10 protein-coding genes are annotated in these 12,267 nt (G+C 41.6%); 6 read left to right on the forward strand and 4 right to left on the reverse strand.

The annotated features are described in order from the left end of the window. The first annotated feature begins 22 nt into the window (after positions 1-22). Together devC and WA1_RS11785 are read left to right on the forward strand one after the other, a co-directional pair. A complete protein-coding gene (gene devC / locus WA1_RS11780; RefSeq protein WP_017749214.1) occupies positions 23-1,186 on the forward strand; it encodes an ABC transporter permease DevC in 1,164 nt (387 codons plus the stop codon). A gap of 148 nt (positions 1,187-1,334) precedes the next feature. After that, positions 1,335-2,045 carry a DevA family ABC transporter ATP-binding protein gene (locus WA1_RS11785; protein ID WP_017749215.1) on the forward strand — a complete coding sequence of 237 codons (711 nt, stop codon included), beginning with the start codon at positions 1,335-1,337 and terminating at the stop codon, positions 2,043-2,045. 33 nt (positions 2,046-2,078) lie between these two features. On the opposite strand, the gene WA1_RS11790 is transcribed toward WA1_RS11785, so the two are convergent. Then, a complete protein-coding gene (locus tag WA1_RS11790) occupies positions 2,079-2,963 on the reverse strand; it encodes a hypothetical protein (RefSeq protein ID WP_017749216.1) in 885 nt (294 codons plus the stop codon). 104 nt (positions 2,964-3,067) lie between these two features. Here WA1_RS11790 and WA1_RS11795 point away from each other — a divergent pair, with 104 nt between their 5' ends. Together WA1_RS11795 and WA1_RS11800 are read left to right on the forward strand one after the other, a co-directional pair. Beyond that, positions 3,068-3,853 (forward strand): HAD family hydrolase, encoded by a 786-nt coding sequence (locus tag WA1_RS11795; protein WP_017749217.1) that lies wholly within the window; start codon positions 3,068-3,070, stop codon positions 3,851-3,853. A gap of 128 nt (positions 3,854-3,981) precedes the next feature. Further along, positions 3,982-4,764 (forward strand): Rpn family recombination-promoting nuclease/putative transposase, encoded by a 783-nt coding sequence (locus WA1_RS11800; protein ID WP_017749218.1) that lies wholly within the window; start codon positions 3,982-3,984, stop codon positions 4,762-4,764. 63 nt (positions 4,765-4,827) lie between these two features. Here WA1_RS11800 and WA1_RS11805 read toward each other — a convergent pair whose 3' ends face one another. The 3 genes from WA1_RS11805 to WA1_RS11815 all read right to left on the reverse strand — a co-directional run bounded on the left by WA1_RS11805 (position 4,828) and on the right by WA1_RS11815 (position 7,253). Then, positions 4,828-5,289 (reverse strand): pepsin/retropepsin-like aspartic protease family protein, encoded by a 462-nt coding sequence (locus tag WA1_RS11805; protein ID WP_017749219.1) that lies wholly within the window; start codon positions 5,287-5,289, stop codon positions 4,828-4,830. Further along, the gene (locus tag WA1_RS11810) at positions 5,282-5,515 is read right to left on the reverse strand and encodes a hypothetical protein (RefSeq protein WP_017749220.1); all 234 of its coding nucleotides are present in this window, start codon (positions 5,513-5,515) and stop codon (positions 5,282-5,284) included. The genes WA1_RS11805 and WA1_RS11810 overlap by 8 nt, the downstream gene beginning before the upstream one ends. Positions 5,516-5,930: 415 nt before the next feature. After that, a complete protein-coding gene (locus WA1_RS11815) occupies positions 5,931-7,253 on the reverse strand; it encodes a hemolysin family protein (RefSeq protein ID WP_017749221.1) in 1,323 nt (440 codons plus the stop codon). A 340-nt stretch (positions 7,254-7,593) separates the two neighbouring features. Between WA1_RS11815 and mfd the strand changes: the two genes are divergently transcribed. Beyond that, positions 7,594-11,220 (forward strand): transcription-repair coupling factor, encoded by a 3,627-nt coding sequence (mfd, locus tag WA1_RS11820; protein ID WP_017749222.1) that lies wholly within the window; start codon positions 7,594-7,596, stop codon positions 11,218-11,220. Positions 11,221-11,415: 195 nt separating this feature from the next. Beyond that, entirely contained in the window at positions 11,416-12,231 is an 816-nt protein-coding gene (locus WA1_RS11825; RefSeq protein ID WP_017749223.1) for an ATP-binding protein, read from the forward strand. Positions 12,232-12,267 lie beyond the last annotated feature (36 nt).

Below are 12,267 nucleotides of genomic sequence, written 5' to 3' on the forward strand. Positions count from 1 at the left end.
AACTAACAACTAACCACTAACAATGAACAAATTATTTAACAAAATCCCTTTAGCTTGGTTGCAGCTAAAGCGAGAAAAAACGCGTCTTGCTGTAGCACTTGCGGGAATTGCTTTTGCTGACATTCTTATGTTTATGCAGCTTGGCTTCCGGGATTCTCTGTATTACAGTAACGTTCGTCTTCATATGAGCTTGCAAGGAGATATTGTTTTAATTAATAATCAATCTAATGCTGTACTGTCATTAAAAACTTTTTCTCAACGGCGACTCTATAAAGCTTTAGATTTTCCAGCCGTTGAATCTGTTCATCCTATTTACATAGATTATGCTCCTTGGAAAAATCCTGTGACGGGTCGAGTTCGCAATCTTTTGATTGTCGGAATGAATCCTGAATTTAATGTGCTTAATTTATCTGGAGTTCAGGAAAATATAGATAAAATCAAATTACCTGATGTGGTTTTATATGACCGTTCTTCTAGGCAAGAATATGGTCCAATTGTGGCTGATTTTGAACAGAATAAAACTGTGACGGCAGAAGTGAGAAATCGGAAGATTAGGGTAGGAGGATTATTTACATTAGGTGCATCCTTTGGAGCAGATGGTAATTTAGTCACAAGCGATCTGAATTTTCTACGCATCTTTCCCCATCGCAGTTCGGGATTGATTGATATAGGTTTGATAAAATTAAAGCCGGGAGCAGATTCAATTGCTGTTGCTCAGAATTTGAAGACTTATTTACCTAAAGATATTAAGGTTTTCACCAAGCAAGAATTTGTTGATTTTGAGAGGAATTATTGGGCAAGCAGTACAGCAATTGGTTTCATTTTCTCCTTAGGGACAATCATGGGTTTCATTGTGGGAACTGTGATTGTTTATCAAATTCTTTATACTGAAGTGACAGACCATTTATCTGAATATGCTACTCTTAAAGCAATAGGTTATACACAAAATTATTTATTAACTGTTATTTTACAAGAAGCTCTAATTTTAGCAATTTTAGGATATATGCCCGGAATAGCTGTCACTCTATTTTTGTATGACAGGGCTAGGGCTGCTACTCTTTTACCCGTTTTTATGAGTGGGGAAAGAGCAGTTATGGTAATGATTTTGACGATGATGATGTGTTTTATTTCAGGTGCGATCGCTGTCCGGAAATTGCGTTCTGCCGATCCAGCAGATATCTTTTAAGTGAAGGGTTAGTTGTTAGTTGTTAGTTGTTAGTTGTAAAGAGTAACCACTAATCACCAACCACTAACCACTAACCACCAACCACTAATCACTAACCACTAACCACCAACCACTAACCACTAACCACCAACCACTAACATTTAATATGATGTATCCAGGACCTGTTATTTCTATCAAAAAGCTGAATCATTATTATGGCAGAGGTTCTTTAAAAAGACAAATTCTATTTGATATAAACTTGGAAATTTTTCCAGGTGAAATTGTCATTATGACTGGACCATCAGGCTCGGGAAAAACAACATTGCTAAGCTTGATTGGTGGTTTGCGCTCGGTACAAGAAGGAAGTTTAAAATTTTTAGATGTAGAACTTTTTAGAGCCAGCCAAAAAAAATTAGTCAATATTCGGCGTAAGATTGGTTATATTTTCCAAGCTCATAATTTGCTGGAGTTTTTAACTGCAAGGCAGAACGTGCAAATGGCAGTAGAGTTAAATCAGCACGTGTCTCCCCAAAACGCCATTGCTAAATCAGAAGCAATGCTGAGAGCAGTTGGTTTGGAGGAACGGATTAATTACTATCCAGAACATCTTTCGGGAGGACAAAAACAAAGGATTGCGATCGCCCGCGCATTGGTCAATAGTCCATCACTGGTGTTAGCCGACGAACCGACAGCAGCATTGGATAAACAATCAGGACGAGATGTCGTGGAGTTGATGCAGAGCCTAGCAAAAGAACAGGGAACGTCGATATTATTAGTGACCCACGACAACCGCATTTTAGACATAGCAGACCGTATTGTAGAAATGGAAGATGGTCTTTTAGCCCGTGATTCTCAGGGAAAAATAGGGAGTAGGGAGTAGGGAGTGGGGAGTAGGGATAGGGAAGAGGGATCTCTAGACCTTCTCACTCTTTACTGATTTTTTCTTTCCTGATGGACTGGGTGGCTTTGGCTGGCTTGGTAGATCTGGCTGTCCTGGAGTATTCGCATTAGGCTGACGACTTGTCCGGAAAGTCACATTTACACCCTCATTAGATTGTTCCAAAACTAACATAGGGGTAGGTTTAGCTTTTTGATCCCAATGCATATAGGCAATACGTCCTTGAATAGTTGGTTGCCAGGTATCATTATCATCAGCTGGGCTAAGAAAATTTTCAACACAGTCAATAATTTGGCTGATAGTGGCAGAAGTTGGTTGAGTGGGTAGCTTCATCATGCGGATTTGGATGCGGAACAGGACGCGCTTGACTACATTTGGCGGATTGCCAGTTTCATACTCTACGTCAAACATTTCATCGACTTGTCGTCCGTTGCTACTTGCTATACCCACAACACCCTGATTGGCTTGTCCCGGACGGAGTGCTTGCGAAACTTTTTCTTTAACCAGGATTTTAATTTGATTAACGATCGCAAAATGAAATACTTCTTCTGACATCCGCATCCGCAGATAATCCAAGTTAAACTCCCGTGAGTTAATCAAATCGGGATTTGTTTCCATTTTACGAATAGTTTCTAAGGCGAGCTTAAACTTTTTGTCCAGTTCTCGCGTGCGGAACTGTTCAAACTTAATTTTTTTCTCCAGTTTTTTGATCTGGATTTTACCATATACAATCAAAGCAACAACAACCAAAACCAGTCCTAACGAAGCGATCCCCAAGATTGGGGTAAGTATTTGAGACTCCGATGTTTGAACTTCTGAGGAAGCTTTAGTTGGTAAGGTCTTTGTTGTTGTTACAGGTTTTGGCTTTGCGGATTGAGCAACACTCACTGGGGTGGACATGATTCACAAACACAGAAATAGATTCCTTATGCTTAGGATGCCCAAATCGTCTATCCTAAATTGCGGTGTTGTTAGTGTTTTTTACACCTTTTCTTTTACCGCATATGCCAAAACTCCTCCCCCTACTTGATGCTTCATTGAATAAAACCTTTACCAACATTCGCTTGGTTGCTACTGATATGGATGGTACCCTAACCAAAGGGGGAAAATTTACCAGTGCTTTGTTGCAAGGATTGCAGGATTTAGCGGCTGCTGGCATTCAAGTTGCGATCGTGACTGGAAGAAGTGCAGGCTGGGTTAGTGGTTTAGCTTACTATTTGCCCATTGTGGGTGCAATAGCAGAAAATGGTGGTTTATTTTATCCGAACGGAAGCGATCGACCAATCGCTTTAGTACCAATTCCCGACCTCATCGCCCACCGTCAACAACTAGCTGCTGCTTTTCACCAATTAAAAACCCAATTCCCCCTACTGGAAGAATCTACAGATAATCGCTTTCGCATAACTGACTGGACTTTTGATGTCAAAGGTTTGAGTACAAATGAACTGCAAACCTTAAGCCAACTTTGCCAAGAGATGGGTTGGGGATTCACATACAGCAACGTGCAATGCCATATCAAGCCAAAGCAGCAAGATAAAGCACCTGGATTGTTAAAAGTACTGCGAGAGTTCTTTCCCGAATACAGCCCAGAACAAGTTGTCACCGTTGGAGACAGCCCCAACGATGAAAGTTTATTTGATGAGCGTTATTTTCCTGTCTCTGTAGGTGTAGCTAATGTGCTAGAGTATACAAATCAAATCCAGCACCAACCCACTTATATAACCTCCGCCACTGAGGGTGAAGGTTTTTGTGAATTAGTTTCTCTATTGAAAATAGCAACTGGGGACTAGGGACTGGGAATTGGGCAGGAGCTATTTTCATACTGCTAAAAATTAATATGAGTGGTAGATAATTTTATAATTAAATAATAAATATTTATCTTATACTCATACATTAATAATTTCATTTTCAAAAAAGCATGACTGCCGATCCACTTTTTTATGAAATATTCAAAGAAATACCTGAATTCTTTTTTGAACTCATCGGTCAACCAGGAAAAGATCCAAGCATATACAAATTCAGCGCTCCGGAAATTAAACAGAGGGGATTTCGTTTAGATGGATTGCTTTCAACCCCTGAAGCCTATTCAGATGAACCAATTTACTTTATCGAGGCTCAGTCTTATAAAGATGATAATTTCTACAACCAGTTAGCTGCAAAGATTATTCTTTACCTGACTCAATATCAACCTTCCAATGAAGAGTGGTATGCTGTCGTCATTTATGATACAAAAAGTAATGAAGGGAATTTCCCTGGATATTTGAATTTCTTTCTACCCAATTTACGTTGCTTTTATCTGGATGAATTGGCAAAAATTCCTAACCAACCCCTGGCTGTAGGAGTAATGCGCTTAATAGTCGAAAAGAAAAGCCAAGAAAAAACTGGAGAGCTTGCTAGACAGTTGCTCGGTCAAGCTCAAGAAGAATTAACAGATACCGCTTTGGAGAAAAAGGTTTTAGAATTTATTAAAGCGGTGGTGATTGATAAATTTGTTAACTTAAGTCGGGAGGAGCTTGAAGCAATGCTAAATTTAGGTTCTTTGAGAAAAAGTAAAGTTTATCAGGAAGCTTTTGAAGAAGGTATGCTAGAGACAAAGCTAAAGACGATTCCCAAACTCATGAAGTTAGGATGGAGTATTGAGCAAATTGCAGAATTCCTAGAACTAGATGTAGAAACGGTGAGGAAAAATACTCAACAGTAAAATCTAGTGCCAGGACAAGCTGTTTATAGGGGTGTTTGAGTTCAAAATACCTCTATTTACACATCAAGTTGATGATTCAATCTCTCTTTTCTTTGGACGTATCTCAAAAGCTAAATCGGAACGATAAAAACAGGTATCAAATTCTGAAAAAAAATTCATGTGTCCCAATATTAAAGGAGCATCTCTAGATTCTGTCCAGGCAAATGCAAGTAACACGGGAGAATAATTTGCAACCACAGCAGATAATATCAAACCGCGTGCCTCTAATCCAGCTAAATTTCCACTCAACTGAACCGAAGTTGTTTGCTGTTCCCAAACTGCCCCCAGTTGTAAACCAATATTGTAAGGCAGTACGTTCACAGTTGCACCCGTATCCAGTAAACCCATCACTTCGATAGAGCGATTCTCCAAACGAGAGGCTTTGCCAATGGGGTAATTTAGGGTTAGCGGTAGATATGGCATATTAATGGTAATGCCTTGATTATTTATACTTTCGACAAAAGGAAATCGTTTACCCTCAAGCATTATCTTCCTGTTTTGCCTTTGCTAAAAGCTCTCCTAATGTTTGGGCTGCTTCATGTGCGTCGTAAGGAGACCAAACGACAGCTTCAGTCGATGCAAGTTGTTCTAATAGTAACTTTTCCGACGATTCTCGTTCTAACTCAGCCAACCAACGTTCGGCAATTTCGTTTTGTTTTTCTTCTGGTAGTTGTTCGATTTTTGCAACTACCTTGCGGAGTAATTCTGTCATTCAGATAATTTTAGATGTATCGAGATTGCTAACTTATCAAACTCATTTTATTGTAAATTCTTACAGTAATGCCACGAGCGGAACAATTACTTAGAGAACTCCACGAAAAAAAATGCCCAATGGCATCTGAACGCAACTCGCGTAAAGTGAAGAATCTCATTGAAATGCTCGCGTTAAGCTTTGAGATGCTTCGTTATGCTTACACTACACTGAGCATGACAACTATTAGGAAAACCATTTTTCAAACATTTAGCAATTTTTAAATAGGTATGAGGTGAAAGAGACTGAAAAACCAAATCTAAAAATTATGGCAATTGGTTTTACTTTACAAAGTATCAAAAGGTTCTCAGTACCCCATGTCCGGAACACCATCTATCAGTGTAGCGTAAAATTAATTACACTACTCTCAGGACATTTAGCGAGCGCTGTTATTACCTGATTTATCCTCCTGTGTTATTACCAGCACCTTATCAACGCGATTTCCATCCATATCCACCACCTCAAGCCGCATACCTTGCCATTCAAAATGATCTGCAGCTGTGGGGATACGACCTAAATGGGACATCACAAAACCACCTAATGTTTGATAGCTACCCCGAATTTCGGGAGGTAAATGCTCAATATCAAAAAGATCGAAAAATGCCTCTACTGATAACATCCCATCCAACAGCCAAGACCCATCCTCACGTTGTACAATTTGCGGGTCTTCTTGATCGTCAATGGAAGGAACATCGCCAACAATTTCTATCATAACGTCGTTAAGAGTTACAAGTCCTTGAATCACGCCGTATTCATCAACCACGAGTGCCATGTGAGTTACGGTTTGCTTGAATAATTCCAATACTTTTAAACCGCGTGTGCTTTCTGGCACATATGTTGGCTGTAGCAAACCTACTGTCAAATCTAACTGTTCGCCGCTAAAACTCCGGGCTAGCAAGTCAGTAACTCGGATAATACCCAGTACGTTATCAAGCCCTCCCTGACAAACTGGATACCGGGAATAACCACTGTCAATAATTTTTTTTCGGTTTTCTTGGGGGGTATCTTCCAAGTCCAACCAAACAATATCCGGACGGGGGGTCATGAAGGAACTCGCAGGGCGATCGCCCAAGCGAAATACGCGTTCGACCATATCTTGCTCTGCTTCCTCAAAGGTTCCTTCCTCCGTACCTTGCTCGATTAGGACTCTAATTTCTTCTTCTGTCACTTGCGGTTCTGTAGATGGTCTAATACCCAGGATTCGCAATACAGCTTCAGTAGAAATACTGAGCAAATACACAATGGGTGAGCCAAATGTAGCCAGCATCTGCATTGGGATGGACAGAACTGAAGCTATGGATTCCGGGTTATTTAAAGCTAGCCGTTTTGGCACTAATTCCCCCAAAATCAGTGTTAAATAGGTAATAATTAGAATTGCTATGCCTTGTCCCAGCTGTACCTTGTAATTGTCTAGAAAAGGTATAAGACTTAAAACAGGAGAAAGTCTTTTGGCGATAGCTTCTTCGCCAACAGCACCAGACAGAATAGTGAGGAGTGTAATTCCAATCTGAACTGTTCCCAGAAATTGATTGGGAGAGGAAGCCAGTTCTAGAGCAACCCGCGCTTTAGCATCACCTTGGTTGGCAAGCTGTTGTAAGCGTGCCTTTCGGGATGAGACGATCGCCAGTTCAGACATGACAAACAGACCATTGGCGAGAATTAAAAAAAGAATTAATAGAATTTCGATTGTTGGAGACATTTGAATAATGCCGATACCATCGGCTACCTGTGCTTAACCTTAACCTCTTAGTATCTAGTATCACTGGAGATGTCATGAAACACTCTAAATACAAAAAAAGCAATTCATCCAGAACCATAGGTTAGTCATAAGTCAGTTAAAATAAGTAACACCCAACCGTATATTAGCTATTAGACAGTGCTTATTGTACTAGTTTTTTATTGACTCTACCTAAATATTGGCTGAAAAACAACGGTTTATTGAATCAGAGCGAGTCCACTTCCATTGTTGGGACTTTTAAAATGGTGAAGGTAGGTGTATCGTACTAACCTACCTTCAAGAATCATATATTTAAAAACTTATGGCATTTTCTTCCATTGTGCGTGCTTTAGGGCGATCTTCGCTCACCACTGAACTTTTATCCAAGCTCAATCGGCAACAAGAATTGCTGTTAAGTGGCATTCCTCGCTTGCCCAAAGGCTTGGTAGCATCGGCATTGGCTCAAACTGAAGGACGGAATTTGTTCGTGGTTTGTGCGACTCTGGAGGAAGCCGGACGCTGGACAACACAACTCGAAGCAATGGGGTGGCAAACAGTACACTTCTACCCCACCTCTGAAGCCTCCCCATACGAACCCTTCGATCCGGAAACGGAAATGACTTGGGGACAGATGCAGGTGTTGGCAGATTTGGTCAATTTTGGATTGCCGATTTTAGATTTTGGATTGGAGAGTGCAGGAAAATCGCAAGACAGTGTTTTTTCTGAAGCGCAAGCAGACAACCAAAATCCAAAATCCAAAATCCAAAATCCAAAATCCCAATGGGCAATTGTCGCCACCGTCGCAGCACTACAACCGCATTTGCCACCACCAGAAGCCTTTATGCCCTTCTGTATCACTATTAAGCGTGGTATGGAATTTGACCTAAATAATTTCAGTGAAGAAATTACCAAGCTGGGTTATGAACGAGTGCCGATGGTTGAAACAGAAGGGCAGTGGAGCCGACGGGGCGATATTGTTGACGTGTTTCCTGTGTCTTCTGAGTTACCAATACGGCTGGAATGGTTCGGGGACGAAATTGAGCAGCTACGAGAATTTGACCCAGCCACTCAACGTTCTACAGCCCTTGACAAAATTGACCAGAGCGTGCTGACTCCCACTAGCTTTGCTCCCATTGTGATGGAAGCACTTAAAGATAGTGCTGAATTTCAAATGCTGAGTGCTCAGTTAGAAGAGAATTCTGAATTCAGAACTCAGAATTCAGAACTATTGGAAGGTAGCCGTCGCTTCTTGGGCTTAGCTTTTGATAGACCCGCTTCTCTGCTAGATTATTTGCCTCCAAATACTTTAATTACTATTGATGAACCAGAACAATGTCATGCTCATAGCGATCGCTGGGTAGAAAATGCTGAAGAACAATGGGGAATGGGGAATGGGGAAGAGTTTTCTCCTACTCCCGACTCCCAACTCCCGACTCCCCTCCTTCCTAAAATTCATCGTTGGTTTGATGAATGTCTGGCCGATCTAGCAAGATTTCATAAATTATCTTTATCGGAATTGGTAGAAGAAGGTTCTGGGATTATCAATCTTGCCAGTCGCCGGGTACCAGTCACGCCACACCAATTTGCTAAGATTGCGGAGACACTGCGACAAGAACGCGATCGCAAATTCTCCATTTGGCTGCTTTCCGCCCAGCCTTCTCGTTCAGTCTCTCTCTTACAAGAACACGACTGTCCCGCACAGTTTATTCCCAACCCCCGCGATTACCAAGCCATTGACAAGTTACAAATCAATCACACACCTGTTGCTCTGAAGTATTCGGGGTTGGCTGAATTAGAAGGATTCATTCTTCCAACTTTTCGCATAGTCGTCATCACGGATCGCGAATTCTACGGTCAACACACTCTTGCGACTCCCAGTTATGTTCGCAAGCGGCGAAAAGCTGCTTCAAAACAAGTCGATCCCAACAAACTGCGTCAGGGAGATTTTGTTGTTCATAAAAACCACGGTGTTGGTAAATTTCTCAAACTAGAGAGTCTGACACTGAACGAGGAAACACGCGAGTATTTGGTCGTGCAGTATGCTGATGGTTTATTAAGAGTTGCAGCCGACCAAGTTGGCGTTTTGTCGCGGTTGCGTACAACAAACGATAAGCCACCAGAACTTAATAAAATGACTGGTAAGGCTTGGGAAAATACGAAGAACAAAGTCCGCAAAGCCATCAAAAAATTGGCAGTGGACTTGCTGAAATTGTATGCATCGCGATCGCAACAAACAGGATATGCTTACCCATTAGATAGCCCTTGGCAGGAGGAAATGGAAGACTCCTTCCCCTACCAACCAACTACCGACCAGTTGAAAGCCACACAAGATGTGAAACGGGATATGGAAAGCGAACGACCAATGGATCGATTGGTATGTGGGGATGTTGGTTTTGGTAAAACAGAAGTGGCAATTCGGGCAATATTCAAAGCCATCACGACTGCAGGAAAACAAGTTGCACTGCTTGCACCGACCACCATCCTAACTCAGCAACACTACCATACCTTAAAAGAACGCTTTGCACCATATCCCATTAATGTAGGTTTACTCAACCGTTTCCGCACTGCTGAAGAACGCCGCGATATTTTGAAACGATTGGCAACTGGTGAACTAGACGTGGTTGTTGGAACACACCAACTTTTAGGTAAGGGCGTTGCTTTCCGCGACTTGGGACTGTTAGTAGTGGATGAAGAACAGCGCTTTGGGGTAAATCAAAAGGAGAAAATCAAATCACTTAAAACGCAGGTTGATGTGTTAACTCTTTCTGCGACACCCATTCCCCGGACTTTGTATATGTCCCTGTCAGGAATTCGGGAAATGAGTTTGATTACAACGCCACCCCCATCCCGGCGACCAATTAAAACTCACCTTTCTCCCGTGAACCCAGAAACTGTTCGCAGTGCTATTCGTCAAGAACTCGATCGAGGCGGACAGGTGTTTTATGTCGTTCCACGAGTTGAGGGAATTGAGGAAATAGCAGGAAGTTTGCGCGAGATGATACCAGGAGCAAGAATTGTTATTGCCCACGGTCAAATGGAAGAAAGTGAGTTAGAATCAACCATGCTTTCTTTTAGCAATGCCGAAGCGGATATTCTAGTTTGTACGACCATTATTGAATCAGGTTTAGATATCCCGCGAGTCAATACTATTTTGATTGAAGATGCTCATCGCTTCGGCTTATCGCAGCTTTACCAATTACGGGGTCGTGTTGGTCGTGCGGGAATTCAAGCTCATGCATGGTTATTTTATCCCAGGCAGAGGACATTATCTGATGCAGCCCGTCAAAGGTTGCGAGCCATACAGGAATTTGCTCAATTGGGTTCTGGTTATCAGCTAGCAATGCGCGATATGGAAATTCGCGGTGTGGGTAACTTGCTGGGTGCAGAACAATCGGGACAAATGGAAGCAATTGGGTTTGATTTGTATATGGAAATGCTAGAAGAAGCGATCCGTGAAATTAGAGGTCAAGAAATTCCTAAAGTTGACGATACGCAAATTGACCTCAACCTCACTGCGTTTATTCCTGCGGATTACATAACCGATTTAGATCAAAAGATGAGTGCATACCGTGCAGTTGCATCGGCAAAAAATAAAGAAGAGTTGATGCAAATTGCTGCTGAATGGAGCGATCGCTTTGGAGCAGTTCCGACTCCAGCAACTCAGCTATTGCGAGTGATGGAATTGAAACAATTGGCGAAAAACTTAGGGTTTAGCCGTATTAAACCAGAAAACAAGCAGCATATTGTTTTAGAAACACAAATGGAAGAACCCGGTTGGAATTTATTGGCTGAGAATTTGCCGGAAACCCAGAAAACTAGATTTGTATATTCTCCTGGAAAAGTGACTGTACGCGGATTGGCAGTTGTTAAGGCAGATCAACAATTACAAATGTTGATTGATGCTTTAAATAAGATGCAAGGTGCAGTTCCAGAGGTGGCTGTTGTGTAAAAATCCGTTGGGACGTAGGTTGGGTTGAGGAACGAAACCCAACATTTACAGGCATTTGTTAAGTTTCTCCAGGGCGATCGCAACCCACAAACATTCTTATCTGAGTAGTATTGGGAAGGGAGTAATTGCGTCTTTACTCTTGTAAATTTCTAATATCAAAGAAACACAGATTAGCAAAATGGGAGAATTAATTAAGTGAAAGTTGAATCCATCTGTATTCAAAACTTCAAGCAATTTGATAGACTAGAAGTCTCATTTAAAAACAAAACCTTAGACGAGGTAAGCGATCGCTTCCTGATTTTAGGCGACAATGGTAGTGGTAAAACAACTCTCTTACAAGCAGTTGCCCTACCTTTAGCTCTTGGAACTGGACGTATTCGGAATATTGCTGATTTTGATTGGACGGGGTTTTTGCCGGGACGATACTGGCGGTGGGGTACACCACGGATTGAGTTAGAGGTTTCTTTTGAAGAAGAAGAATTGCTTGCTACCCGTGAAATAGCAAGGAAATGGTACGAAGCTCAGCCGCTTGAACGCAAGTCAGACTCAAAAGAATTTGTTGAACCAGATAACAGCCCTCTTGTTCGAGTCATTCTTGATGGAGATTTTTGTAAAGTTGGAAACTCCAAGGCTGAGTCGGAACAATTTCGGGGGCGATACTATGCTCAGTGGTTTATTAACAAAGGGGATCAATCTGTCCGTTCTTTGTTTTCTCAATTGCCTGGAGTTTTCTGGTTCGATCAATTTCGCAATCTTGGTTCAAATTCTAATCAGGAATCTGTGGGAGATAGTATAAAAGAGCGTAGTACTGGTATTTCTTTTGAATTTGGTGTAGGTCGTTTGCGTCAGTTTTTAGTTGACTGGAGACGCCGACAAGAGTCGGGTAAAAATTCTTCAGTAGATTATCTAGGTCAATTGGAAACTCTTTACCAAAAAGTCTTTCCCAATCGTTACTTTTGGGGACTAGAAAATCTCCCTAGTCCTGATTCGCCTACAGAAGAAACTACATAGGGCTTGCTGAAAAAGAAAAAAAGGAGACAGTCTCTA

The sequence above is a fragment of the Scytonema hofmannii PCC 7110 genome, from assembly GCF_000346485.2.
GTDB lineage: Bacteria > Cyanobacteriota > Cyanobacteriia > Cyanobacteriales > Nostocaceae > Scytonema > Scytonema hofmannii.

Bases quoted from the DNA above. Each gene is read 5' to 3' on its own strand.
- devC (WP_017749214.1), top strand. From the start codon at position 23: ATGAACAAATTATTTAACAAAATCCCTTTAGCTTGGTTGCAGCTAAAG.
- WA1_RS11785 (WP_017749215.1), top strand. From the start codon at position 1,335: ATGTATCCAGGACCTGTTATTTCTATCAAAAAGCTGAATCATTATTAT.
- WA1_RS11815 (WP_017749221.1), bottom strand. From the start codon at position 7,253: ATGTCTCCAACAATCGAAATTCTATTAATTCTTTTTTTAATTCTCGCC.
- mfd (WP_017749222.1), top strand. From the start codon at position 7,594: ATGGCATTTTCTTCCATTGTGCGTGCTTTAGGGCGATCTTCGCTCACC.
- WA1_RS11810 (WP_017749220.1), bottom strand. From the start codon at position 5,515: ATGACAGAATTACTCCGCAAGGTAGTTGCAAAAATCGAACAACTACCA.
- WA1_RS11800 (WP_017749218.1), top strand. From the start codon at position 3,982: ATGACTGCCGATCCACTTTTTTATGAAATATTCAAAGAAATACCTGAA.
- WA1_RS11795 (WP_017749217.1), top strand. From the start codon at position 3,068: ATGCCAAAACTCCTCCCCCTACTTGATGCTTCATTGAATAAAACCTTT.
- WA1_RS11790 (WP_017749216.1), bottom strand. From the start codon at position 2,963: ATGTCCACCCCAGTGAGTGTTGCTCAATCCGCAAAGCCAAAACCTGTA.
- WA1_RS11805 (WP_017749219.1), bottom strand. From the start codon at position 5,289: ATGCTTGAGGGTAAACGATTTCCTTTTGTCGAAAGTATAAATAATCAA.